This is a genomic window from Acidovorax bellezanensis (genome assembly GCF_025421555.1).
Taxonomy (GTDB): domain Bacteria; phylum Pseudomonadota; class Gammaproteobacteria; order Burkholderiales; family Burkholderiaceae_C; genus Comamonas; species Comamonas bellezanensis.
This window is the reverse complement of record NZ_JAODYH010000001.1, coordinates 385615-411014: the sequence shown is the minus strand read 5'-3', so window position 1 is coordinate 411014 and position 25400 is coordinate 385615. Positions and strand designations below refer to the sequence as shown.

Genomic DNA, 25400 nt, shown 5'->3' with positions numbered 1-25400 from the left:
GAGGGCCGGCCGCCGGCTTGGGGGGGGCCGCCGGCTTGGGGGGGCCGCCGAGGTGCGGCCCGGCGCCGGCGGTGGGTCTGGACTTCTATAGCTGTTAGAGCAGGCTATCCGGCGCCAGCGGGCCTATCAGCTGCAGCATCAGCCGCAGCGGCAGGCTGGCATCGGGCTCGGACGTGGCATCTTCCAGGCCGCTGCCGAGCGGAGCCCGCCAGACCAGGCGGCCCTTGTCGCTCAGCGTCACCTGCCAGGCGCTTTCGATCAGGGCGGCGTCGATGTTGCCCTGGGCCTGGCGGCCCAGCGCGCGGCTGGCGATCAGCAGGGCGATTTCAGTGTTCTGCAACTGCGAGCGCATATCGAGATTCATGGAGCCGACGGCCACCAGGCCGCCGTCGATCACCAGCAGCTTGGAGTGCAGCATGGCGCGCGAAGCACCCGCCGTGCTGCCCGCGGAAAGGCTGTTGCGCAGGCCGGCGCGCTCGCTGCGCATCTCGAACAGCTGCACGCCCATGGCCAGCAGCTGGGGCCGATGGCGCGCATAACCCGCATGGGCCAGCGGGGCGTCGTTCGAGGCCAGTGAGTTGGTCAGCACGCGCACACGCACGCCGCGCTGCAGTGCCTGGGCAAAAGCCTGCTTCATGTCGTCGCCGGGCACGAAGTAAGGCGAGACCACGAGCAGATCCTGGCGCGCGCGCTGGATCAGGGCCAGCAGGCCATCGACCACGGAGTCGGCCTGCAGCGCCGGTGTGTCCCTGCCTGAGCGCAGGCCGGGGCGCACGGCCATGGTGCCCGCGCCTGGGCGCAGCACGGGCGGCAGCGCTGCGGCGGGAGGCGGTGTTTCTGGCGTGCCGGACGGGTCTGCGGACGCGCTGGCCGCGGTCGTCGTCGGACCTTCGCCTTCGAGCGCAATCTTGGCCGGCTTGTCCGCGAGCACGCTGGCCGCGGCCCAGATCCAGGGCGCGCTCTGCAAGTCCATCGGTGTCTGGTCCCATATGGGGGCCAGGGGAGTGTTGTGGGCGTGGCTTGCCGCCCGGGCGGCCGCCTGCTCCGCCGTCTCCATGCGTTCCAGTTCGGCGCGGCTGACCAGCGAAGACACGGGGTAGGCGCGCTCGTTGTTCCAGTAGCTGTCAAAGCTGCGCGAGAGGTCGCGCACGATGGGGCCGGCCGCCATCACATCCAGGTCGATGAAGTTGCTGCTCGGGTGCTGGTCGAAATAGGCGTCGCCCAGATTGCGGCCGCCGGCGATGCCGACCACGTTGTCGGCCAGGAACAGCTTGTTGTGCATGCGCTGCTGGGCGCGATGGAAGTCGGTCAGGGCGTTGAAGGTCCGGAACAGGGTCGAGTTGCGCGGCCCGGCCAGCGGGTTGAACAAACGCATTTCGATGTTCGGCACAAAGGCCAGGCGCAGGACCTGGGCGTCGCTGCCGGCACTGTGGAAGTCATCGAGCAGAATGCGCACGCGCACGCCGCGCTTGGCGGCAGCGACCAGTCCGCGCAGCAGCCGCCCGGTGCTGGCATCGGCATGGATTGCGTAGTACTGCAGGTCCAGTGTCTTTTCGGCGGACTCGATCAGCGCCAGCCGGCTGCCGTAGGCCGCGGCCGCACCAGACAGCAGCACGAACGCCGAAGGGTGGCGGGCCTGGTCGGCCGCCTGCCGCTGTTGCAGCCATTGGCCGAGCGCGGTCTGCTCGGGCTGGGACAAGGCATTGGACACCGGCCGAGGCACGTCGCGCGGCAAGCTGCCGCAGCCGGCGAGGCTCCAGGCCAGCAGCAGGACGGCAAGCCACCCGTACCAGGACAGGCGCCGTGGGCAGGGGAGTGGCCGGAAAGCAGAATCAGTGGGCATAGGGAGGGGCAGGGAGCGCAAAAGCGGCTTCGCTGCAGCCCGTGCCGCAGGATGCCCCAGGTATAGCCGGTGTCGCGGGGTTTCCGTGTCAGACAATGCTGACGTGCAGGCCCGGGTGGGCCTGGCAGGGGGGATCAGGCCTGTGGCGCGGGCCGGTCCATCATGCGGCCGACATAGCGCGCAATCAGGTCGATTTCCAGGTTGACCTGGGAGCCGGCCTGAAGAACGCCCAAGGCGGTGTTTTCCACCGTGTGCGGAATCAGGTTGATGCTCAATTCGCAGCCTTGCTCCGAATCGTGCACGCGGTTGACGGTGAGGCTCACGCCATTGACGGTGATCGAGCCCTTGTAGGCCACATAGCGCGCGAGGTCGGCCGGCGCCTGGATGCGCAGCTCCCAGCTTTCGCCCAGGGGCGCGAAATGCGTCACGCTGCCCAGGCCGTCCACATGGCCGGACACCAGGTGGCCGCCGAGGCGGTCATGGGCCTGCAAGGCTTTTTCAAGGTTGATGGGGCCGGGCTGCGACAGGCCCGTGGTCTTGTCCAGCGACTCGGCCGAAACGTCGACGGTGAACGTGTGCGCGGCCTTGTCGAAGCTGGTCACGGTCATGCAGGCGCCGTTGAGGGCAATGCTGTCCCCCAGGCCGACGTCGTCCAGGTAGCCGGGCGGAGTGGCAATGACCAGGCGCTTGCCGTGGGCGGAGGTGTCGCCGAGCGACTGCACGGCGGCGATGCGCCCCATGCCGGTGATGATTCCAGTAAACATGAGCAGATTGTGTCAGGTAGAGAAAAGTGATTGTGGGCGCAGGCTCAGAAGTCCGCACGCCCAGCGAAACGTGCCAGCACCCGAATGTCGGGTCCGACATTGGTGACGCTGTGGAACGCAAGTTCGGGCCCGTCGGCCAGCGCCGTCAGCGGCCCGATGTGGCAGATGCCGCGGCCCGAGCCGAGCAGCTTGGGTGCGAGGTAGAGCAGCAATTCATCGACCAGGGCTTCACGCAGCAGCGAGCCGTTGAGCTGGTAGCCGGCTTCGACATGCAGCTCGTTGATGCCGCGCTGGCCCAGGTCGCGCAGCATGGCGGTCAGATCCACCTTGCCATGGGCATTGGGCAGATGAATGACCACCGCGCCCAGGGCCTGCAAGGCCGCGGTCTTGGCAGCGCTGTCGCTGGCCGTGTAGATGAAGCAACTGCGGCCGGGAACGAACAGCTTGGCGTCCAGCGGTGTCTGCAGGCGGCTGTCGACGACCACCACATGCGGCTGGCGTGGAGTGTCCAGGCCGCGCACATCCAGGCGCGGATTGTCCTGCAGCACGGTGCCTATGCCGGTCAGCACGGCGCAGGCCTGGGCACGCCAGGCGTGGCCGTCGGCGCGGGCCTGGGGCGACGTGATCCATTGGCTTTCGCCGTTGGCCAGCGCCGTCGTTCCGTCCAGCGAGGCCGCGGCTTTCATGCGCACCCAGGGGGTCTTGCGAACCATGCGGCTGAAGAAGCCGATGTTGAGTTCGCGCGCCTGGGCTGCGCCCGGGCCGACTTCCACGGCCACGCCAGCGGCGCGCAGCCGGGCAAAGCCCTGGCCGGCGACCAGCGGGTTCGGGTCTTCGAGCGCGGCGACCACCCGGCCTATGCCGGCGGCCACCAGGGCGTCGCAGCAGGGGCCGGTGCGGCCCTGGTGGGCACAGGGCTCCAGCGTCACGTAGGCGGTAGCGCCCTGCACGTCGTGGTTGCGGGCCGCGGCATCGCGCAGCGCCATCACTTCGGCATGGGCGCCGCCGGCCTGTTGGGTATGGCCTGCGCCCAGAATGGTGTGACCGTCGCGCGCGACGATGACACAACCGACGCGGGGGTTGGGGTTGCTGGAAAAGAGCGCTTGGGCAGCTTGCGCCAGCGCTTGCTGCATAAAGTCAGGAGTGGCCGTCATGTGGCCGCCATCCTAGCGCAGATGGGGAGCGCGGCGCTTACTTGTTCCAGCACTCCGCGGCGCTCATGCCGTTGAGATTGATTGCGTCGCGTACGCCGGTGTTGGTCAGAGTGAAGTCGCCACAGCGGTCGTCTGCTTGCGTGCCACGGCGCGTGGCCGTCAGCGTGAAGCTGGCGACGGGCGTGCCGACGGGGGCGTAGCTGATCAGATAACGTTTCGTGCCGTCTGTCGCCCAGGTGAGCGCCGAAGGCAGCGCCGCTGGATAGTTGCCCGTGGCCGTGGAGGCCCGCTCCAGCCATTGCTGCGCCTGCAGCAGTCCTGCCCGCGCGTCCGCCCGGTAGCCGCGCCGGGTGTATTCGGCATAGCTGGGGTAGGCAATGGCGGACAGAATGCCGACGATGGCCAGCACGATCATCAGTTCGATGAGCGTAAAACCGCGGTGTGGGTGCTTCATAAAAAATGTGCTCTTCTTCAATGGAAACTATCGCAGCTGGCGCCAGCTCGGGCGCATGGATTGCTCGGGCATGCGGTTCAGTGTGTCTCGGGTGTCCCCGCCCCCGCCCCCGGTGAGGTCCACAATGCGATCGCGTTTCGTGATCAGCACCGGGGTGCCGGTATTCACCTTTACCCGCGCCACTTTCAGGTCGGCGGCATTGAAAACACCGTCTTCCTTGTAGTCCACCAGTTGGACTGTGGAGATCTTGCCATCCATGATGTTGATCAGCGTGCGGAACTGGCTGCCGGCGCTGGTGTCCACCTTGACCGGCACGCAGCTCTCGTTGATGTTGTCGCTTTCGTTGCTGATGGTGCCCGAGGGCGATTCGGTATAGACCGCAAGAATATTGCTGCCATCGAAGAACTGCATGGGTTTGAGCAGACGCTCGCCGGTGAATGGCAGGTCCAGGTACCAGCCCTTGTAGCTTGTCCAGGTTTCCTTCTTCAGCTCCTGGACGGCGTTCACGGTAGCGAAGTTGCCGTCCACCGTTTTGATGGTCTGTTGGGCCAGGGGCTTGCCATCGGATGCCATGTTGCCCGCCGGCGTGGGGGCCGGTATGCAGGTGGCGGGCGCGCTGCTGCAACTGCCTTCGCCTGGGTGAACTTCCAGGGCGGTCTTGTCGGCCTTCATGCGATAGCGCGTGTTGTCCAGCACGGAGTACAGCGTCTGCACGTTCTGCGTGATGTCGGTTCTGCGGTCGTTCGCGGTGAGGTTGCGGCCCGTGCCGAAGGCGACCATCATGCCGCCGACGGCAACGGTCGTGGCGCTGGAACCTGTGCCCACGTTCATGAGGCGATCGTTGGCACGCACGATGGGCGGGGCCGTGATCGGTTGCACCTGGTTGCGCGTGTTGCCCAGTGCGACGGGGCCCAGCGTGGTGAACAGGGGCGTGTTGTTGCCAAAGGCCACTTTCCAATCGCCATCGCTGGCGCTGGTCAGGTCGAACTTCCAGAGGTTGCCCAGGTTGTCGCCCGCATAGACCACGTCGGTCTTGCCGTCGCCATTGAGGTCCACCAGCGCGGGCGAGGCCAGGCCGTTGTCCTTGGCGTTGCCATTGCCCGTGAGGGCCGTGGTGGCCTGGATGCGCTTGAGCGCCTTGTCGCCGTCGAGGTATTGCACCAGCAGCACCGGGCGCTGGTTGGCGCTGTTGTAGCCATTGCCCATCACCACCGCCCAGCGGCCGTTGTTCATGCGCGTGATTTGCGTGGCCTCTTGCAGGTTGGCGGGATTGCGCCCCGGCTGGGCGGTCATGTTGCCAATGTCCTTGTTGTCGTCCACGGTCGCGTTGCAGGCGAGCTGTGCCGCGCCCGAGAGCGTGGTGCAGACGGGGGCGGCTTCGCTGTTGCCACGGGTGCGGTCCAGCACCACCAGATCGGACGCCTTGGCCGCGCCAAAGCTGCCGGGCTTGGTGACATCCAGCACGAAGTAACCCTTGCCACCGGCACCCAGTGAGCCCACCAGCAGGGTCTTCCAGGTCGTGCCGTCACGCACGTCGCCCGTCATCGGTGAACCGTCAACGTAGTAGCGGTGCTGGTAGTCCTTGTCGGCCAGGTCTCTCAGTCCAGCGACCACGCCACGCGGTACGTAGGCGATCAATTCCTTGCCGTCGGTGGCCGAAAAGCCGTGCAGCATGCCGTCGTTGCCGCCGACGTACAAGACAGGCGTGCGGTTTTTCTGGGCCGTCACGAAAGTCGAATAGTCCATCGCATAGTTGCCGGTCGGGCGGCCGGTGTACCAGATTTCGGAGTTGACCACATCGCCCTGCCGGCTGAAGCGCACGCGCAGCGGTTTCTCCGGCGTGGTGCCTTCCAGCGAGCGGTCGCCCCGGATGTAGTTGACGAGGTTTGTCCCTTGCGTCTTCAGGGCGGCGGTGATGGTGTCGCCCGCGGCCAGGCCCAGCAGGGCCTTTTTTTGCTCGGTGCTGTAGCTGCCTGAATCGGCCCATTGGAACGGGATGCCCTTGCTGTCATCGCTCCAGCTCAGAACCAGCCGTGTGTCTACAGAGGCCAGAGCATCCAGTCTATCCGCCGAGGACTTGCCCTGCCATCCGGCGATGGTGTCAGGAAAGCGTATGCACTTGGCATCCTTGTCCGCCTCGGTCGGGCAGGCATATTCTTCGGGGTCAACGGCCCGCGTGGCGGTAATGGAGCCGCTCCAGCCTCGCAGGGGGCTGTAGATCGACGCGAAAATGCCGGCATTGTTTTGCGAGACGTTGTAGCCACTGGTGCTGCTGCCCCCGGCGAGTTCGTCGGGCAAGGGCGCGCTTTCCTTGTTGATCTTGCCGATGATTTCGCGGAAGGCCTGCTCCAGTTCGGCGCCTTGTTGAATGGCGTAGAAGCTGCCGCGTCCATTCAAGGCCGCATGCCAAAGGTCCAGAGAGTTTCTGGATTCCGTCGATGTCGTCAAATCTGGCCAGAGTGTTTTTCCGCTGGCTAATGCTGGGAAGCTGCCGTCATAACCAAAAGGCGCCATTTGCGTAGGCGGATTAATGGAGCTGTAGTCCCAGCTGTATGCCATCTGGCTGAAGCCAATCGTATAGGTGACCATGTGTGGCCAAGTGGCTGGATCATATCTAGGATTCCAGAACTTCTTGAGTGTCACTTGGTCGGTGCCGGTGCCAAATGTTTCGGTGGATGGCGCTTGCTCATAGACGAGTGATGGCTTGATTTTGTCCGCATCTTTCAGGCTCACGCTGGTTTGAAGTGGCGTCGCCCAGCTATAAAAAGCCCAGTCGGCCAACGTGGAATTTGCGGATTTATCCCTGTACAGTGCGGAATCGGTGCCGGTGTATTTTGTGCCATCGGCAAGAGTCAAGTTGGTTGCATTGTCGCGCTTGCTTGTCTCTGTAATATCAGTGGCCGAGCTGTTCCAGCGGCCATCGGTCATCATGATGTGGTAATTGCGGCGGCAACCCAGGTATTCGGTGCTCTTGCTACCGACTCCTCCGGGGTCGGTTGACCAGGGGCTGTTTTTTCCCAGTGACTGTCGCATGTAGGCGTCTGCCTGGCTGAACATCAGGTGCGATGGCGTGCCGTTGTTTGCCGATAGCTTGTTGACAAAACTGACAAAATTGGCGCGATGTGTTGTCTGCGTGCTCCCTGTGCCCAGACTTGCATCAATGGGTCGCATGGAGTTGGTGTTCATCACCGTTGCGTTGATATTCTTTGCATTGGGGGATCCGCCGTTATTCCACATGGCTTGCCAGCCCAGGCGTATTTTATTGCTGGGTATCAATTCCGCGTCGGAAAATACTTTATTCAGCGAGTATTTCAGAACATTGATGCGGCGACTGGTGGCTGGCCATGATCCATTGATAGGCGCTGTTTCATCCGTAGCCCCAATCCATTGGTAGCAATCATTGGTGTTGCTATCAAGGCTGTATCCTGATGGGCAGCTGTAGGTGGTTTTGCTGCTTCTTTTACTGTTATCTATGGACCCCTTGTTTGGATTATTGTTCTTCGTGCAATCATTATTTGAGTTGAGGGTGTACCCTGAAGAGCAGCTGTAGGTGATCTTGACGGTGCTGTCAGCAGTGTTTTTGACGCATTTCGTTTCGCTTTCGGCATTGGAGCAGAAATCCATACTCCCCGAGTCATCCACCGAGATAATCACATTCGGCGCCACAAAAGCCGATTTGGACGTGGGCAATGGCGGCTCCTGCACCAGGTCCAGGGCCCAGGCAGGTGTCAGCGCGGCGCCAATGGCCATGGCCAGCAGGTTCTTCTGGAAGGGGTGGTGCTTGGTGCGGGGCATGGCGTGCTCCTTGAGGGGCGGATTCAACAAAGAGATGAAATGGCTTGAAATGCGGGTGCGGCGCGGCATGTCAATCCTTCGTCCGTTGGCGTGCATAGGTTTCCTGCAGCACGACGGTGGTGCCGGGCCTGCTGCCTATGGCCAGGGCCGTGATGCGGAAGACGACGTAGACGTCGAGGTTCAGCGGCAGTTCGCTGGTGGATGAGTCCATGATCAGATTGGCGCTTTTGGCTTTGTCGCTGTAGCGCATGACTTCTATCCAGTACCAGCCACCCCGTCCCGCCGCGGTTTCGGCCAGGATGGGGTTGATCGGGCCGGCGTCGGTGGTATGGACGGCGCCGGTGTACTGGCCGTAACGGGCGCCGACCCCCTCGGCCATGAGGGCGGATAGCGGCACCTCCCCCAGGTCCGCGTTGGCGGCCGGTTGGATGGGGGTCGTTGCTGTGGCGTAGTTCCAGAAGTCCTGCCGCCCTACGCGCCGTGAGCACAGGCCATCCTTGCAGCGCGTGGGCTCGGCCTGCAGCGCGGTGATCAAAGGGTTGATTTCCTGGGTGTCGGCCGGAAACTGCAGCTTGCTGGAGTAGGCCCGGCATGGGGGGGCGCCGCATGCGCTGCCATCGGCCATTTCGCCGCGGATGTCGAGTTCGGCGTCCTGCATCAGCGCCTGGGCGGCCTCGAAGGCGCGTTGGTAGCTCGCGTCGTTGCCTACGACCATTTCGTTGAACAGCGAGGTGCGCGACGCCCATAGCGCCAGCAGCATCGACAGCATGACGCAGACGATGACGACGAACAGCACCACCCCTTGCTGGCGCTTGGCAAAGGCTGACAAGAGGTGTTGGCGACCGCCGTGGGCAAGGTGGCGCAGGGGGGCGGGGCGTGGAGGCTGTGGCATGGTGGTGGATTTGTGGTTTCCTGAGGGCGCGCTCATGGCGATCAGGAGGCGTTGGGCAGCAGCCCCTGGCTGCGCAACTGGAAAGTGCTGTTGAACAGCAGGTGCATGCGGTTCTGGCGCAGGCCGGTGAGGGTGGTCATGTCCACATTGGCGCCCTGGCAGTCGGTGTAGCTGCTGCCCGGGGGCATGCTGATCGCCTCGCTGCCGTAAAGCACCAGACAAATCTGTATGCCCTGCACGCGGCGCCATTCGGGGTCGAGGGCGGAGGCGGGCATGTCGCTTCCCTTGCGGTACTGCAGCGTCGTGCTTCCAGCGGCGTCGACGGTTTGCACCAGGTAGGTGGCCTGGAACTGTGCGACGTTTTGCGCGATCGGCTGTGGGGTGGCGACGCTGTTGCCTTGGCAGCGGAGAGTGTCGTTGGCGAAAGTGAAGATGCTTTCGACGCGCTCGTCGGTGCTGGTGTTGCCTGGGGCGCCCACACAGTTGCGCGCCTGAAAGTCGGTGCCGATGGTGCCACTTGCGGCGTTGTCGGCAAAGAAGACGTTGTCCATGTAGCGCCGAAATCCAATGGTCACGGTGTTGGCGCCACCCGCGATGGTGCTTTGCTGGTCGAAGCCGTTCCCGCCATTTTCCTTGGCCTTGGTTTCAAACACCACGGCACCCAGAGCATCCGTGCTGGCCGTTCCAGCCGGGTCGGGGTTCAAGTACAGCGAGCCGGTCTGGCGCAGCTGCTGGCCTATCACCCGCAGGACGTACGCCCCTTGTTGCTGTATGTCGCTGGCGTCGCTGACCGTGCCAGAGATGCCGCGCGAGACGATCAGTGCGCCCATGGCGACCGCGATGACCAGCAGGCCAATGCTCAGGCCGACCATCAGTTCGAGCAGGGTAAAGCCGCGTTGCCGCAGAAATGCTTGACGGGTTTTCATGGTGCAGGGATCGCCGGATAAGCGTTGAATGCTATGATTTTTGAGAGCATGGAGCGGCCTTCATTACGAGCAGTAAAACGCCTTGGTGGCGCCGTTGTCATAGGGCGCACAGCGGGCAGCGACCGGGATGTATTGCAAGTGGCAGGTTTTGCTGGCGGGGCAGGCGTTGGCGTCGTCGGTGCCCGAAGTGAATTTGCCGTCGGCAGCGGGGCGCTTGGTGGCGTCGATGGCGTCCTTGTACTCGGCGCTGGTGTCGCGCTCGTTCTCGCGCCAGGCGATCATGATGCCCAGCAGGCGGCGGTTGGGATCAGCGGTCTCGCCCGGTGCAAGAAAGATGCTGGCCTGCCCTCCCGGAAGCACTTGCTCCACGTTGGTCTTCCATTGCTTCAAGTCGTACTTGGCCAGCTGCGCCGGAGTGCAGGACGCGCTGGCGCAGTTGGCCGCGGCCAGATCGCTGCCTTTTTCGGCATAGGCAGACTTGTAGTCCTGGATGTTCAGCAGCGCGTTGGGGCTGACCTTCATGCGTTCGCCCAGATCCTCGATCAGGCGGATGGCCTGGGCGCGGCGCACGGTGGTCTGGGTGTCCGTCAACGTGCGCATCTGCACGCCCAGGATGCCCAGGATGCCCAGCGCGGAAATGACGATGGCGGCCAGGGATTCGATCAGCGTGATGCCGCGTTGGTGTTTTTGCATGGTCATGGTCGTCCTGCGGTGCATGGAATGCTTTCGTGTGGGATGACGCGGATGCGCCCCCCGGAGCCCATGCAGACGCCGTGTGCACCTGGATGGGACGTGTTCTTGCCCAGGGGCACCAGGGTGAAGCCCGGCCAGGCTCCATTGACCAGGCCCCAGCGGTTGAACTTGATGCTGGCGCCGCCGCCATGACGGGTGACTTGCACCCTGGCGGGGGCGTCAACGCGCTGCAGTACAGGTTCATCGGCATTGCAGGCACCATCGTTGTCGAGGTCGTGGCAAACGATCCAGCCGCAATCCCAGTCTCGGTTCCCGCTGGCACTGGTGCAGCCATGGGTGTGGTTGGCGATTTTCTGGATGCTTACCTGGCCGCCACGCTTGATCGCTTCGGAGCGCGCGTAAGACAGGGTGGACTGGAGCAGTTTGGCGGTCTGCTGCACGCGCCAGCTTTCGATCATGGAGGTGAAGCGGGGTGCGGCCAGCAGCGCCAGCAGGGCGACGATGGCCGCCACCACCATCCATTCAATGGCGCTGAAGCCGTGCATCGCGGCAGGCCGCAACGGCAGGTGGGTGAAATAGCTTGTGTGCAGCATGGTGGTCTCGGCAAGGGCGTCAGCAGGTGTCGCTGCCTTTTTTGCGTGCCAGGCGCCCGCTGGCGTTCATACAGAGCTTGAACGCACTGTTGTCTGCCAGGGTCTTGCCCTTGGGCTTGAACTCGAACGACATGGCGGTCGGCGCATTGCTGCCGCTGCCCGTGTGCGACATCATTCCCCAGCGGTCCACCGTGATTCCACCGGTACTGCCGGTCAGCGCTACATCCAGGAGGGTGGGGGCGCTGGTGACCTGTAGATCGCATTCGTTGGGTATCTCGAGTGGCGCGCAAGCGGCCTGGGCCCTGTCGGTGTTGACATCGAGGAAGACATGCCAGCCTGTGCCCCAGTCGGTGCCGGTATTGGCTTGGATGAGGATACTGCCCCCGCGCTTGATGGCCTCGGAGCGGGCCAGTTGCATGCTGCTGGCCATGTCGCCCACGGTCTGCTGCACGCGCCAGCGCTCGAGCAGGGGCGTGAAGGAGGGTGCGGCCAGACCCAGCAACAAGGCCATGATGGCCGTGGTGACCAGAACTTCGATCAGCGTAAATCCTGCCGCTGGGCGCATGCCTGGACCTCTGGGGCGGAAAGGGGGGAGTTTCATGGCGGTAATGGAACACACAATCTGAAACACATCCAGAGAGCAGGCGACGAGCGGCAGGCGACTTCCGACCAGCGGGCGCGCAAGCCGCTAAGGCCGCGGCAGCGCATGGCCCAGGCAGGCGCCGGCATTGGGCAGGCCCTGGCATTCGCGAGCCAGGCGGCGGTCGCGCTGGGCCGGGCTTTCCTGTGAAGGACTGGGGGCGTGCTGGATTTTGGGTTTGCGCCGGGACAGCGCACGTTTTTCCGGTGCCGGCGAGGCCTGGGTCGTGGTGCTGGCGCTGCGGGCCGGTTGGGCACCGTCGGCCACCGGGGCCAGCAGCAGAGCCCAGCCGACAAAACCCAGGGCAGTCAGTGTGGACATGTCATGCCTTTGCAAGAGCGCGGCCGTGGAGTGGGCCGGGAGAAAATTGTGCGGTTGCGCAGCGCGGGAGAGGGCCCCCGCCCTTGGTGGCGTCAAGCTGGAGCGGCCACTGCCCATGCCGGTAAAACGGGACGCGCTATAATTGCGGGGTTTTGCATGGTGCAAGACGCACGCCGATGGCCGTTCCAGCCGCCGGCGCAAGTAATCAGGAGCGCGCTTGCCGCTGCTCCACATAAAGGAAAAAAAATGATCGCATCCTCTATCAAGGCTGAAGTTGTCAAGGCCAATGCCCGTGCTGAAAACGACACTGGCAGCCCAGAAGTGCAAGTTGCACTGCTGACCGCTCGCATCAACGAACTGACTCCTCACTTCAAGCAACACGCCAAGGACCACCACGGTCGTCGCGGCCTGCTGCGCATGGTGAGCCGTCGTCGTAAGCTGCTGGACTACCTCAAGTCCCGCGATGCGGACCGTTACACTGCACTGATCGCCAAGCTGGGCCTGCGCAAGTAAGCTGAGCCAGAGAGAAAAACGCCTGAGTTAGCCTGCTAGCTCAGGCGTTTTTTACTTCGGAGGATGGGAAACAGAGCGAAGCTATGTCATTCCAACAGCCTTGTGAGGCACAGGTTTGTTGGAATGGCATCGTGTTCTGGATTGTCCTCCGGCCTTTTCTGGGTATGGATACCCAGCTATCAATTTAGGAACAAAAATGAGCATTTTCAATAAAGTGACCAAGACTTTCCAATGGGGCCAGCACACGGTCACCATGGAAACCGGCGAAATCGCCCGCCAGGCTTCGGGCGCCGTGTTGGTCAACATCGACGACACCGTGGTGTTGGCAACGGTTGTGGCTTCCAAGAAGGCCAAGTCCGGCCAGGACTTCTTCCCCCTGACGGTGGACTACATTGAGAAGACATACGCCGCAGGCAAGATCCCCGGCAGCTTCTTCAAGCGCGAAGCCAAGCCCAGCGAACACGAAACGCTGACCAGCCGCCTGATCGACCGTCCCATCCGTCCGCTGTTCCCCGAAGGTTTCTACAACGACGTGCACGTGGTGATCCACACCGTGTCGTTGAACCCTGAAGTCGACGCCGACATCGCCGCCCTGATCGCTTCGTCCGCCGCTCTGTCCATCTCGGGCATTCCGTTCAGCGGCCCCATCGGTGCAGCCCGCGTGGGTTACATCAATGGCGAATACGTACTCAACCCCGGCCAGACGCAGCGCAAGAGCTCGCAAATGGACCTGGTGGTCGCCGGTACCGAAGCTGCCGTGCTGATGGTGGAATCCGAAGCCCAGCAGCTGTCGGAAGAAGTCATGCTCGGCGGCGTGGTCTTTGGCCACGAACAAAGCCGTATCGCCATCAACGCCATCCATGAACTGGTGCGCGATGCTGGCAAGCCCGTCTGGGATTGGCAAGCTCCCGCCAAGGATGAGCCGCTGATCGCCCAGGTCGGTGCATTGGGTGAAGAAGCCCTGCGCGCTGCCTACCAGATCCGCAACAAGCAAAGCCGCACGCACGCTTGCCGCGACGCTTACGCCGCCGTCAAGGCCGGCCTGACCGCGCAAGGCGTGGCATTCGACGAAGTCAAGGTCGAAGGCATGCTGTTCGACATCGAAGCGCGTATCGTCCGCAGCCAGATCCTGGCCGGCGAGCCCCGCATCGACGGCCGCGACACGCGTACCGTGCGCCCCATCGAAATTCGTAACTCGGTGCTGCCCCGCACCCACGGTTCGGCCCTGTTCACGCGTGGTGAAACCCAGGCGCTGGTCGTGGCCACGCTGGGCACCGAGCGCGATGCACAGCGCATCGACGCCCTGGCCGGTGAGTACGAAGACCGTTTCATGATGCACTACAACATGCCTCCCTTTGCCACCGGCGAAGTCGGTCGCATGGGTTCGACCAAGCGCCGCGAAATCGGTCACGGTCGTCTGGCCAAGCGTGCTCTGATCGCCGTGCTGCCGACCAAGGAAGAATTCCCCTACACCATGCGTGTGGTGTCGGAAATCACCGAGTCCAACGGCTCCTCGTCGATGGCTTCGGTCTGCGGCGGCTGCCTGTCGCTGATGGACGCCGGCGTGCCCATGAAGGCCCACGTGGCGGGTATCGCCATGGGTCTGATCAAGGAAGACAACCGCTTTGCCGTGCTGACCGACATCCTGGGCGATGAAGATCACCTGGGTGACATGGACTTCAAGGTGGCCGGCACGACCGGTGGTATCACCGCGCTGCAGATGGACATCAAGATCCAGGGCATCACCAAGGAAATCATGCAAGTCGCCCTGGCCCAGGCCAAGGAAGCGCGCATGCACATCCTGGACAAGATGCAGGAAGCCATGGGCGAAGCCAAGGCCGAAGTCTCGAGCTTCGCGCCCAAGCTGTACACCATGAAGATCAACCCCGAGAAGATCCGTGACGTGATCGGCAAGGGTGGTTCGGTGATCCGTGCGCTGACCGAAGAAACCGGTTGCCAGATCAACATTGACGAAGACGGCACGATCACCATCGCCGCGACCGAAGCCGCCATGGCCGACGCCGCCAAGAAGCGCATCGAGCAGATCACGGCCGAAGTTGAAATCGGCAAGGTCTATGAAGGCCCTGTGACCAAGATCCTGGACTTCGGCGCTTTGATCAACCTGCTGCCCGGCAAGGACGGTCTGCTGCACATCAGCCAGATCGCCCACGAGCGCGTTGAAAACGTCAACGACTACCTGGTCGAAGGCCAGATCATCAAGGTCAAGGTTCTGGAAACCGACGAAAAGGGCCGCGTCAAGCTGTCCATGAAGGCACTGATCGAGCGTCCTCTGGGCGAGCAGCGCAGCGAGCGTCCGGCCCAGACCGAGCGCCGCGAGCCGCGCGAACCGCGTGAGCAGCGCGAGCCCCGTGCTCCGCGCGCCAACGCTGACCAGCAGTCGCCGCAATAAGCCGTTGCTTCGCTGAGAAATCGGCCTCCGTCATGGGAGGCCGATTTTTTGGTTTCTGCCAGATTGGTGGCTGTCGGTGCAGGGAAACCTGCGTCGGGCAGCTGATTTTCATTCCATTTTTCGCGAGATTGCAGGCCCATGCGCGCTATCGAAATCACATCCCCCGGCGGCCCTGAAGTTCTGCGGCTGACCGAGCGTCCGACCCCTGTGGCCGGTGCTGGTGAGTTGCTGATCCGGGTTGCGGCCAGCGGTATCAATCGCCCTGACGTCCTGCAGCGCAAAGGTCACTATGCGCCGCCTCCGGGGGCTTCGGACCTGCCGGGTCTGGAAGTCGCTGGCGTGGTCGAGGGCGGCGACGCCCAGGCCATGGCGGCGGCGGGTATCCAGGTCGGCGATCGCGTCTGTGCCCTGGTGGCCGGTGGCGGTTATGCCGAGTACTGCGTGGCGCCGGTGCTGCAATGCCTGCCGCAGCCCAAGGGGTTGACGGACGTCGAGGCGGCTTCGCTGCCCGAGACGTTCTTTACCGTCTGGACCAATGTGTTTGACCGCGCGCGGCTCCAGCCGGGCGAGATCCTGCTGGTGCAGGGCGGCAGCAGCGGCATTGGCGTGACAGCCATTCAGCTGGCCAAGGCCTGGGGCGCGACCGTGATCGTGACCGCGGGCACGGACGCCAAGTGCGACAACTGCCTGGCGCTGGGCGCCCACCATGCGATCAATTACAACACCCAGGACTTTGCGGCGGAAGTGATGCGAATCACCGAAGGCCGTGGCGTGGACGTGGTTCTTGATATGGTGGCTGGCGACTATGTGGCGCGAGAATTGGCATGTCTGGCGGAAGACGGACGCCTGGTGTTCATTGCCGTGCAGGGCGGCACCCGGGCGCAGATCGATGCGGGTCTGGTGCTGCGTCGGCGTTTGACGGTCACGGGTTCCACCTTGCGTCCGCGCTCGGTGGACTTCAAGGGTGCCATCGCGGCTTCCTTGCGTCAGCATGTCTGGCCCTGGCTGGAGTCGGGGCTGGTGCGGCCGGTGATCTTTCGCCAATTTGCCGCTGAGGATGCCGTTCAGGCCCATGCGCTGATGGAGTCCAGCGAGCACACCGGAAAAATCGTTTTGACATGGTAATCATGAAGAAAAAACTCATCGTCGGAAACTGGAAAATGAATGGCAGCCTGGCTGCCAACGAGGCGCTGGTCGCCGCGCTCAAGCAGGGCCTGGCGGCGCAAGCCGCCGATGGCGGCTGCGGCGTGGCCGTGGCTGTGCCCGCGCCTTACCTGGCGCAGGTGCAGGCGCTGGTGGCGGACAGTCGCATCGCGCTGGCTTCCCAGGATGTGTCGCAGCATGCCGCGGGCGCCTATACCGGTGAGACTTCGGCGCAAATGCTGCGTGATTTCGGTGTGCGTTACACCTTGGTGGGCCATTCCGAGCGTCGCCAATACCATGGCGAAACCGATGCTGTCGTTGCCGCCAAGGCGCAGGCTGCGCTCGCGGCGGGCATCACGCCCATCGTCTGCGTGGGCGAAACGTTGCAAGAGCGCGAAGCCGGCGAGACGCAGGCCGTGGTCAAGCGTCAGCTGGCGGCGGTGGTGCATGCGGTCGGCCATTGCGTGACCGAATTGGTGGTGGCCTATGAGCCTGTGTGGGCTATCGGTACGGGCCGCACGGCCTCGCCGGAGCAGGCGCAGGAAGTGCATGCCGTGCTGCGCGCCCAATTGGCCGCGGCCACGACCCAGGCCGAAGGCATTGCCCTGTTGTATGGCGGCAGCATGAACGCGGCCAACGCCGCGCAACTGCTGGCCCAACCCGATATCGACGGTGGTCTGGTGGGCGGAGCGGCGCTCAAGGCCGCCGATTTTCTGCAAATTATTGCTGCAGCCAATTGATGGCCTGCGCTTATAGCTATTAGTTTAGGAGTTGAAGAAATGAATGCATTCGCAAGCGTGATCCTGGCCATCCAGATGTTGACGGCCCTGGGCATGATCGGTCTTATTTTGATCCAGCACGGCAAGGGTGCCGACATGGGTGCGTCCTTTGGTGGCGGCAGCTCGGGCAGCCTGTTCGGCGCGTCCGGCAGCGCCAACTTCCTGTCGCGCACGACAGCGGTGCTGGCGGCGGTGTTCTTCGTCGCCACGCTGGCGCTGGCCTACCTGGGCAACCACCGTCCCGACACCTCGGGCAGTGTGCTCGACGGCGCCGCGGTGACAGCCCCCGTGCCTGCCGCGGGCGAGGCCATTCCGGCCGTGCCAGCAGCGCCCGCAGAGGGCGCAGCGCAGATTCCAACCAAGTAATTGGAAAAATCTGAAGAATCTCTAGAAGTAGGGGTTTTTCAGAGTAGAATACTGAGATTGTCCGGGGGGTCAAAAGTCTGCAAAGATTCCTCTAGCTTCCCGAGACAGCAGAAAATTGAGAAGAAGCCGTCGTGGTGAAATTGGTAGACACGCTATCTTGAGGGGGTAGTGGCGAAAGCTGTGCGAGTTCGAGTCTCGCCGACGGCACCATAATAGACATATACAAAGCCTGCCCAGCTGATCAGGCTGTGATCGAGACTGGGCATGCCTTTGGCAAAAGGTGTGAGCCCCAGATGAGCATCGATCAGTATCTTCCCGTGCTTGTGTTCATCCTGGTTGGAGCCTCTGTAGGCATCCTTCCACTGGCGCTCGGCTACTTCCTGGGTCCCAATCGCCCAGACGCTGCCAAAAACTCCCCATACGAATGTGGCTTTGAAGCCTTCGAGGACGCACGAATGAAATTCGACGTGCGCTACTACCTCGTGGCCATCCTGTTCATCCTGTTTGATTTGGAAATCGCTTTTCTCCTTCCTTGGGCAGTGTCGCTTCAAGAGGTGGGTCTGGCTGGTTTCGCCGCCGTTGTGATCTTTCTGGCCATCCTGGTCGTGGGCTTTGCCTACGAGTGGAAAAAGGGTGCCCTGGATTGGGAATGACCGGTATTCAATAAGGAAACACGATGATCGAAGGCGTGATGAAGGAAGGCTTCATCACCACGAGCTATGACTCCGTGGTGAATTGGGCCAAGACCGGTTCGCTCTGGCCCATGACCTTTGGTCTGGCCTGCTGCGCGGTTGAAATGATGCATGCCGCTGCTGCGCGCTATGACCTGGGTCGCTTCGGCGCCGAGGTCTTTCGTGCCAGCCCGCGGCAATCGGACTTGATGATTGTTGCCGGTACGCTGTGCAACAAGATGGCTCCGGCCCTGCGCAAGGTCTACGACCAGATGTCCGAGCCGCGCTGGGTCATTTCCATGGGTTCCTGCGCGAATGGCGGTGGTTACTACCACTACAGCTATTCCGTGGTGCGTGGTTGTGACCGTATTGTTCCTGTGGATGTCTATGTGCCCGGTTGCCCGCCAACCGCTGAAGCACTGATCTACGGGATCATCCAGCTGCAGCAGAAGATTCGCCGCACCCATACCATCGCCCGCGTTTAAAGGCTCGATGATGACCGCAATTGCAATTCAGCCCGAAAAACTTCGGGATCTGGTGGCTGCTGCTTTGGGCGATCACGCCCGCAGCGTGACCGTGGCCCTGGGTGAAGTGACCGTCGAAGTGGCCGCAGCGCATTACCTGCAGGCCATGTCGGTGCTCAAGGATCATGCCGACTGCCGCTTCGAACAATTGATCGACCTGTGCGGCGTGGATTACTCCACCTATGCAGAAGTCGGTCGCGACGGCCTGCGCTATGCCGTGGTGTCGCACCTGTTGTCCGTGAGCCTGAACCAGCGCGTGCGCGTGCGGGTGTTCTGCCCGGATGACGATTTCCCGGTGGTGGTTTCGGTGAGCGACCTCTGGGCTTCGGCCAACTGGTTCGAGCGCGAAGCCTTCGATCTGTTCGGTATCGTGTTCGACGGTCACAACGACCTGCGCCGCATCCTGACCGATTACGGCTTCATCGGCCACCCCTTCCGCAAGGACTTCCCGCTTTCCGGCCACGTCGAGATGCGCTACGACGCAGAACAACGTCGTGTGGTCTACCAGCCCGTCAGCATCGAGCCGCGTGAAGTCACGCCGCGCATCATCCGCGAAGAGAAATACGGAGGCCTGCACTGAGGTGCTTCGCACCTCTGAGTAGACGCACATGGCTGAAATCAAAAACTATTCCCTGAACTTTGGCCCTCAGCACCCGGCAGCGCACGGCGTGCTGCGGTTGGTGCTTGAGCTCGACGGTGAGGTGGTCCAGCGCGCTGACCCCCACATCGGCCTGCTGCACCGGGCCACCGAAAAGCTCGCCGAGCACAAGACCTACATCCAGTCGCTGCCTTACATGGACCGACTGGATTACGTGTCCATGATGTCCAACGAGCACGCCTACTGCCTGGCGATCGAAAAGCTGCTGGGCATCGAAGTGCCCAAGCGCGCGCAGTACATCCGCGTGATGTTCGCCGAAATCACACGCCTGCTGAATCACCTGATGTGGCTGGGTTCGCACGGCAATGACTGCGGCAGCTCGACCATCCTGATTTACACCTTCCGCGAACGCGAAGATTTGATGGACATGTACGAGGCGGTGTCGGGCGCGCGCATGCACGCGGCCTACTTCCGTCCCGGCGGCGTCTACCGTGACCTGCCCGAAAGCATGGCCCAGTACAAGGTCAGCAAGGTCAAGAACGCCAAGGCCATCGAACACCTCAACCGCAACCGCCAGGGTTCGCTCCTCGATTTCATCGACGACTTCACCCAGCGCTTCCCCAAGTGCGTGGACGAATACGAAACCCTGCTGACCGACAACCGCATCTGGAAACAGCGCACCGTGGGCATTGGCGTCGTGACGCCCGAGCGCGCGCTGAACCTGGGCATGACCGGTCCCATGCTGCGTGGCTCTGGCATTGCCTGGGATCTGCGCAAGACCCAGCCGTACGAAGTCTATGCCGACATGGATTTCGACGTGCCCGTGGGCGTGACCGGCGATTGCTACGACCGTTATCTGGTGCGCGTCAACGAAATGCGCCAGTCCAACCGCATCATCAAGCAGTGCGTGGACTGGTTGCGTGACAACCCCGGTCCGGTGATCACCGACAATCACAAGGTGGCGCCACCGGCTCGCGAATCCATGAAGTCCAACATGGAAGAGCTGATCCACCATTTCAAGCTGTTCACCGAAGGCTTCCACGTACCCGAAGGCGAAGCCTATGCGTGCGTCGAACATCCCAAGGGTGAGTTTGGTATTTACCTGGTGAGCGACGGGGCCAACAAGCCCTACCGCCTGAAGATCCGCGCGCCTGGCTTTGCCCATCTGGCGACGCTCGATGAAATGGCCCGCGGCCACATGATTGCGGATGCCGTGGCCATCATTGGCACCATGGATATCGTGTTCGGAGAGATTGACCGATGATGACTGAAGCGACTAAAGCGCGCTTTGCGCGCGAGGTGGCCAAGTACCCGGCCGACCAGAAACAATCGGCTGTGATGGCCTGTCTGTCCATCGTCCAGCAGGAAGAGGGCTGGGTCAGCGCCGAGAACGAGGCCATCATTGCCGACTACCTGGGCATGCCCCAGATCGCCGTGCATGAAGTGACCACGTTCTACAACATGTACAACCAGCAGCCCACAGGCAAGTACAAGCTCAACGTCTGTACCAACCTGCCGTGCCAGCTGCGCGACGGCTACAAGGCCTTGCACCACCTCGAGTCCAAGCTGGGCATCAAGATGGGCCAGACCACGGCCGACGGCATGTTCACGCTGCAGCAGTCCGAGTGCCTGGGCGCCTGCGCCGACTCGCCAGTGATGCTGGTCAATGACCGCTGCATGTGCAGCTTCATGACCAATGACAAGCTCGACGAGCTGGTCGACGGCCTGCGTGCCGCGGAAGGTCAAGCATGAGCCAGGCAGCACAAGACGTTCTCGCCCGCTTTGCCTCCACGGGCAACGAGACCTGCTTCCACGACCGCCATATCGAACCCCAGATCTATGCGGGTCTGGACGGCAGCAACTGGTCGCTCAAGGACTACGTCGCACGCGGCGGCTACCAGGCCCTGCGCAAGATCCTGGCCCAGGACGGCGGCGAAGGCCTGACCCAGGACCAGGTGATTGCCACCGTCAAGGAATCGGGTCTGCGCGGCCGCGGCGGCGCGGGCTTCCCCACGGGCCTGAAGTGGAGCTTCATGCCCCGCCAGTTCCCCGGTCAGAAGCACCTGGTGTGCAACTCGGACGAAGGCGAGCCCGGTACCTGCAAGGACCGCGACATCCTGATGTTCAACCCGCACATCGTGATCGAGGGCATGGCCATTGCGGCCTACGCCATGGGCATCACGCTGGGTTACAACTACATCCACGGCGAAATCTTCGAGGTCTATGACCGTTTCGAAGCCGCTCTGGAGGAAGCCCGCGCAGCCGGCTTCCTGGGTGACAACATCATGGGCAGCGCGTTCAGCTTCGAGCTGCACGCCCACCACGGTTTTGGCGCCTACATCTGCGGTGAAGAAACCGCACTGCTGGAATCGCTCGAAGGCAAGAAGGGCCAGCCCCGCTTCAAGCCACCGTTCCCAGCGAGCTTTGGTCTGTACGGCAAGCCGACGACCATCAACAACACCGAAACCTTCGCGGCCGTGCCCTGGATCATCCGCAACGGCGGCCAGGCCTACCTCGAATGCGGCAAGCCCAACAACGGCGGCACCAAGATCTATTCGGTCAGCGGTGACGTCGAGATGCCGGGCAACTACGAAGTGCCCATGGGCACGCCGTTCTCCAAGCTGCTCGAGCTCGCCGGTGGCGTGCGCAAGGGGCGCACGCTCAAGGCCGTGATCCCTGGCGGCTCGTCGTCGCCTGTGCTGCCCGCTGATGTGATCATGCAGTGCACGATGGACTACGACTCGATCGCCAAGGCCGGCTCCATGCTGGGTTCGGGCGCCGTGATCGTGATGGATGATTCGCGCGACATGGTCGAGTGCCTGCTGCGCCTGTCCTACTTCTATTCGCACGAATCCTGCGGCCAGTGCACGCCTTGCCGTGAAGGCACGGGCTGGCTGTGGCGCGTGGTCCACCGCATTCAGAACGGCCAAGGCCGTCCCGAAGACATCGAGCTGTTGGACTCGGTGTCCGTGAACATCATGGGGCGCACGATCTGTGCGCTGGGCGACGCGGCTGCCATGCCGGTGCGCGCCATGATCAAGCATTTCCGCCCAGAGTTTGAAGCGAAGATCCAGAGCGCTTCCAAACAGACCGCCACGGCGGCCTGATCGCGAGACAAGCATATGGTTGAAATTGAACTGGACGGTCAGAAGGTAGAGATTACCGAGGGCAGCATGGTCATGCATGCCGCTGAAAAGGCCGGTACCTACATCCCTCACTTCTGTTACCACAAGAAGCTTTCCATTGCGGCCAACTGCCGCATGTGCCTGGTTGACGTGGAAAAGGCTCCCAAGCCCATGCCCGCCTGCGCCACGCCGGTGACGCAGGGCATGATCGTGCGCACCAAGAGCGAAAAGGCCATCAAGGCCCAGCAGTCGGTGATGGAGTTTTTGCTCATCAACCACCCGCTGGACTGCCCGATCTGTGATCAGGGCGGCGAATGCCAGCTGCAGGACCTGGCCGTAGGCTACGGCAGCAGCTCCTCGCGCTACGAGGAAGAAAAGCGCGTCGTGCCCGTCAAGGATGTCGGCCCGCTGATTTCCATGCAGGAAATGACGCGCTGCATCCATTGCACCCGTTGCGTGCGCTTTGGCCAGGAAGTGGCCGGCGTGATGGAACTGGGCATGCTGCACCGCGGCGAGCACGCTGAAATCACCACGGTCGCTGGCGACACGGTGGATTCCGAGCTGTCGGGCAACATGATCGACATCTGCCCCGTGGGCGCGTTGACCAGCAAGCCTTTCCGCTACAGCGCCCGTACCTGGGAGCTGTCGCGCCGCAAGTCGGTCAGCCCGCACGATTCGACCGGTGCCAACCTGATTGTTCAGGTCAAGAACCACAAGGTGATGCGCGTTGTTCCTTTCGAGAACGATGCCGTCAACGAGTGCTGGATCGCCGACCGCGACCGTTTCTCCTACGAAGCCCTCAACAGCGCCGACCGCCTGACCCGTCCCATGCTCAAGCAGGGTGGCGAGTGGAAGGAAGTCGACTGGCAGACGGCCCTGGAATACGTGGCCAACGGCTTGCAGCAGATCAAGCAGGACCATGGCGCGAACGCCGTCGGTGCGCTGGTCAGCCCGCACAGCACGCTGGAAGAGCTGCACCTGGCCGGCGCACTGCTGCGCGGCCTGGGCAGCGACAGCATCGACCATCGTCTGCGCCACGCCGAGTTCGCACCCGCTGCCGGCGTGCAGTGGCTGGGCACGACCATCGCTTCGCTGTCGAAGCTGCAGTCGGCTCTGATCGTGGGTTCCAACCTGCGCAAGGACCATCCGCTGTTCGCACTGCGTATCCGCGAAGCAGTCCGCACGGGCGGCAAGCTGCACGCCATCAACGGCCGGGAATACGACTGGGCCATGCCCGTCGCCCAGTCCGTGGTGCACGCCGCCGACTGGGAACAGGCGCTGGCCGATGTGGCCGCCGCCGTGGCCCAGGAGAAGGGCATTGACGCACCGGTGCTGCCGGCCGCGTCGAATGCACAGGCCGAGGCGATTGCCAAGGCCCTGTTGTCCGGCGAACGCAAGGCGATTCTGCTCGGCAATGCCGCCGCCCACCATGCCCGTGCGTCCAGCCTGCTGGCCCTGGCACAGTGGATTGGCGCGCAGACCGGTGCCAGCGTCGGTTACCTGACCGAAGCCGCCAACACCGTGGGCGCGCAATGGGTCAAGGCCCAGCCGCAAGCGGATGGCTTGAATGCAGGCCAGATGCTGGCCGCTGGCGGCCTCAAGGCTGCGCTGCTGATCAACACCGAACCCGTGTTCGACGCGGCCGCCGGTGCCAAGGGCCTGGCGGGTGCGCAAATGGTGGTCACGTTGAGCCCGTTCAAGGCCAACATGGACATCAGCGACGTGCTGCTGCCCATCGCCCCGTTCTCGGAAACCTCGGGTACTTTCGTCAATGCCGAAGGCCTGATCCAGAGCTTCCACGCCGTGGTGCGTCCGCTGGGCGAAACCCGTCCGGCCTGGAAAGTACTGCGCGTACTGGCCAATCTCATGGGCGTGCCTGGCATGGCCTACGAGACGTCCCAGGAAGTGCTGGCGCAAATCGTGCAAGGAGCGGAGCAGGTGCCTGCAGACATTTTGAACAATGCAGCGCTGGCGCCCCTGGCGGTGTCTCGCGATGCCATGGCCGAGCCGGTCGTGGCCAGCATTTACCAGCTCGACGGCCTGGTGCGCCGCGCAGCTTCCCTGCAATTGACGGCAGACGCCCGTCTGGCCCGTGACGGAGGTGCCGCATGATCGACGCCATCTACAACGGCGGCCTGGGCCTGGTGTCCGCCAGCTGGTGGGCCGCTGCGGTCTGGCCGGTGCTCTGGATTCTGCTGAAGATCGTCTGCATCGTGGCGCCGCTGATGGGCGCCGTGGCTTACCTGACGCTGTGGGAGCGCAAGCTGCTGGGCTTCATGCAGGTGCGCTACGGTCCCAACCGCGTGGGCCCCTTCGGTCTGCTGCAACCCCTGGCCGACGGCATCAAGCTGTTGACCAAGGAAATCATCCAGCCGACGGCCGCCAGCAAGGGCTTGTTCTTCCTCGGTCCAGTGATGGCCATCATGCCGGCCCTCGCGGCCTGGGTGGTGATTCCTTTCGGTCCCGATGTCGCACTGGCCAACGTCAACGCCGGCCTGCTGCTGATGATGGCGATCATGTCCATCGAAGTCTACGGCGTGATCATCGCCGGCTGGGCTTCGAACTCCAAGTACGCCTTCCTGGGTGCGCTGCGCGCTTCCGCGCAGATGGTCAGCTATGAAATCGCCATGGGCTTCTGCTTCCTGGTGGTGATCATGGTCTCGGGCAGCATGAACCTGACTTCCATCGTGCTGAGCCAAGGGCAGGGCATGGCGGCGGGCATGGGCGTGGGCCTGTTGTCCTGGAACTGGCTGCCGCTGTTCCCGATTTTCCTGGTCTACCTGATCTCCGGCGTGGCCGAAGTCAACCGCCATCCGTTCGACGTGGTCGAAGGCGAAGCCGAAATCGTGGCCGGCCACATGGTCGAGTACTCGGGCATGGGCTTTGCGGTCTTCTTCCTGGCCGAATACGCCAGCATGTGGCTGGTGTCGATTCTGGCCGTGCTGATGTTCCTGGGCGGCTGGTTGCCTCCTGTCGACGCGTTGTCCTTCATTCCCGGCTGGATCTGGCTGGCAATCAAGACCTTCTGCGTTGTGTCGATGTTCATCTGGATTCGCGCCACCTTCCCGCGCTTCCGTTACGACCAGATCATGCGTCTGGGCTGGAAGATTTTTATCCCGGTCACCTTGGTGTGGCTGGTCATCGTGGGTGCATGGTTGCACTCGCCATGGAATATCTGGAAATAAGCGGGGACACA

Annotated in this window: 24 protein-coding genes and 1 tRNA gene; 14 read left to right on the top strand and 11 right to left on the bottom strand. The window is 63.0% G+C overall.

Translation table 11 applies throughout. The features are described 5' to 3' along the window. Positions 1-94 precede the first annotated feature (94 nt). The 11 genes from N0K08_RS01825 to N0K08_RS01775 all read right to left on the bottom strand — a co-directional run bounded on the left by N0K08_RS01825 (position 95) and on the right by N0K08_RS01775 (position 12075). Entirely contained in the window at positions 95-1843 is a 1749-nt protein-coding gene (locus N0K08_RS01825; protein ID WP_261498280.1) for a phospholipase D-like domain-containing protein, read from the bottom strand. Between the two features lie 134 nt (positions 1844-1977). Next, entirely contained in the window at positions 1978-2607 is a 630-nt protein-coding gene (locus N0K08_RS01820) for a riboflavin synthase (RefSeq protein WP_261498279.1), read from the bottom strand. Positions 2608-2651: 44 nt separating this feature from the next. Beyond that, a complete protein-coding gene (gene ribD, locus N0K08_RS01815; protein WP_261498278.1) occupies positions 2652-3761 on the bottom strand; it encodes a bifunctional diaminohydroxyphosphoribosylaminopyrimidine deaminase/5-amino-6-(5-phosphoribosylamino)uracil reductase RibD in 1110 nt (369 codons plus the stop codon). Between the two features lie 37 nt (positions 3762-3798). Next, positions 3799-4215, bottom strand: a complete 417-nt coding sequence (locus N0K08_RS01810; protein WP_261498277.1) for a type IV pilin protein — start codon at positions 4213-4215, stop codon at positions 3799-3801. Positions 4216-4242: 27 nt separating this feature from the next. Then, a complete protein-coding gene (locus N0K08_RS01805) occupies positions 4243-8079 on the bottom strand; it encodes a pilus assembly protein (protein WP_261498276.1) in 3837 nt (1278 codons plus the stop codon). Position 8080: 1 nt separating this feature from the next. Continuing rightward, positions 8081-8902: a pilus assembly PilX family protein gene (locus N0K08_RS01800; protein WP_408642887.1), complete on the bottom strand. Its 822-nt coding sequence runs from the start codon at positions 8900-8902 to the stop codon at positions 8081-8083. A gap of 41 nt (positions 8903-8943) precedes the next feature. After that, entirely contained in the window at positions 8944-9828 is an 885-nt protein-coding gene (locus N0K08_RS01795) for a PilW family protein (protein ID WP_261498275.1), read from the bottom strand. A gap of 63 nt (positions 9829-9891) precedes the next feature. Then, a complete protein-coding gene (pilV, locus tag N0K08_RS01790) occupies positions 9892-10521 on the bottom strand; it encodes a type IV pilus modification protein PilV (RefSeq protein WP_261498274.1) in 630 nt (209 codons plus the stop codon). 2 nt (positions 10522-10523) lie between these two features. After that, positions 10524-11114 carry a GspH/FimT family protein gene (locus N0K08_RS01785; protein ID WP_261498273.1) on the bottom strand — a complete coding sequence of 197 codons (591 nt, stop codon included), beginning with the start codon at positions 11112-11114 and terminating at the stop codon, positions 10524-10526. 19 nt (positions 11115-11133) lie between these two features. Continuing rightward, a complete protein-coding gene (locus N0K08_RS01780; RefSeq protein ID WP_261498272.1) occupies positions 11134-11679 on the bottom strand; it encodes a GspH/FimT family pseudopilin in 546 nt (181 codons plus the stop codon). A gap of 123 nt (positions 11680-11802) precedes the next feature. Next, positions 11803-12075, bottom strand: coding sequence for a hypothetical protein (locus N0K08_RS01775; RefSeq protein WP_261498271.1), 273 nt, complete (start codon positions 12073-12075; stop codon positions 11803-11805). 246 nt (positions 12076-12321) lie between these two features. Between N0K08_RS01775 and rpsO the strand changes: the two genes are divergently transcribed. From rpsO to nuoH, 14 genes are all read left to right on the top strand, one after another. Then, positions 12322-12588, top strand: coding sequence for a 30S ribosomal protein S15 (gene rpsO / locus N0K08_RS01770; RefSeq protein ID WP_159914338.1), 267 nt, complete (start codon positions 12322-12324; stop codon positions 12586-12588). 196 nt (positions 12589-12784) lie between these two features. Next, positions 12785-14998, top strand: coding sequence for a polyribonucleotide nucleotidyltransferase (gene pnp, locus N0K08_RS01765; protein WP_261498270.1), 2214 nt, complete (start codon positions 12785-12787; stop codon positions 14996-14998). Positions 14999-15136: 138 nt separating this feature from the next. Beyond that, a complete protein-coding gene (locus N0K08_RS01760) occupies positions 15137-16123 on the top strand; it encodes an NAD(P)H-quinone oxidoreductase (RefSeq protein ID WP_261498269.1) in 987 nt (328 codons plus the stop codon). A gap of 2 nt (positions 16124-16125) precedes the next feature. Continuing rightward, a complete protein-coding gene (gene tpiA, locus N0K08_RS01755) occupies positions 16126-16881 on the top strand; it encodes a triose-phosphate isomerase (RefSeq protein ID WP_261498268.1) in 756 nt (251 codons plus the stop codon). 39 nt (positions 16882-16920) lie between these two features. Further along, a complete protein-coding gene (secG, locus tag N0K08_RS01750; protein WP_261498267.1) occupies positions 16921-17286 on the top strand; it encodes a preprotein translocase subunit SecG in 366 nt (121 codons plus the stop codon). Between the two features lie 125 nt (positions 17287-17411). After that, positions 17412-17496: transfer RNA gene (locus N0K08_RS01745), tRNA-Leu, on the top strand. A gap of 83 nt (positions 17497-17579) precedes the next feature. Next, positions 17580-17939, top strand: a complete 360-nt coding sequence (locus N0K08_RS01740) for an NADH-quinone oxidoreductase subunit A (protein ID WP_261498266.1) — start codon at positions 17580-17582, stop codon at positions 17937-17939. Positions 17940-17962: 23 nt separating this feature from the next. Beyond that, the gene (locus N0K08_RS01735; protein WP_159914326.1) at positions 17963-18442 is read left to right on the top strand and encodes a NuoB/complex I 20 kDa subunit family protein; all 480 of its coding nucleotides are present in this window, start codon (positions 17963-17965) and stop codon (positions 18440-18442) included. Positions 18443-18452: 10 nt separating this feature from the next. Beyond that, a complete protein-coding gene (locus tag N0K08_RS01730; RefSeq protein WP_261498265.1) occupies positions 18453-19061 on the top strand; it encodes an NADH-quinone oxidoreductase subunit C in 609 nt (202 codons plus the stop codon). A gap of 28 nt (positions 19062-19089) precedes the next feature. Then, on the top strand, positions 19090-20343 hold the full coding sequence (locus tag N0K08_RS01725) for an NADH-quinone oxidoreductase subunit D (RefSeq protein WP_261498264.1): 1254 nt from the start codon (positions 19090-19092) through the stop codon (positions 20341-20343). Next, the gene (nuoE, locus tag N0K08_RS01720; RefSeq protein WP_261498263.1) at positions 20340-20831 is read left to right on the top strand and encodes an NADH-quinone oxidoreductase subunit NuoE; all 492 of its coding nucleotides are present in this window, start codon (positions 20340-20342) and stop codon (positions 20829-20831) included. Before N0K08_RS01725 ends, nuoE begins: the two co-directional genes overlap by 4 nt. Further along, positions 20828-22186, top strand: coding sequence for an NADH-quinone oxidoreductase subunit NuoF (gene nuoF / locus N0K08_RS01715; protein ID WP_261498262.1), 1359 nt, complete (start codon positions 20828-20830; stop codon positions 22184-22186). Before nuoE ends, nuoF begins: the two co-directional genes overlap by 4 nt. A 15-nt stretch (positions 22187-22201) precedes the next feature. After that, a complete protein-coding gene (nuoG, locus tag N0K08_RS01710) occupies positions 22202-24316 on the top strand; it encodes an NADH-quinone oxidoreductase subunit NuoG (protein WP_261498261.1) in 2115 nt (704 codons plus the stop codon). After that, positions 24313-25389: an NADH-quinone oxidoreductase subunit NuoH gene (nuoH, locus tag N0K08_RS01705; RefSeq protein WP_261498260.1), complete on the top strand. Its 1077-nt coding sequence runs from the start codon at positions 24313-24315 to the stop codon at positions 25387-25389. The genes nuoG and nuoH overlap by 4 nt, the downstream gene beginning before the upstream one ends. Positions 25390-25400: the final 11 nt, after the last annotated feature.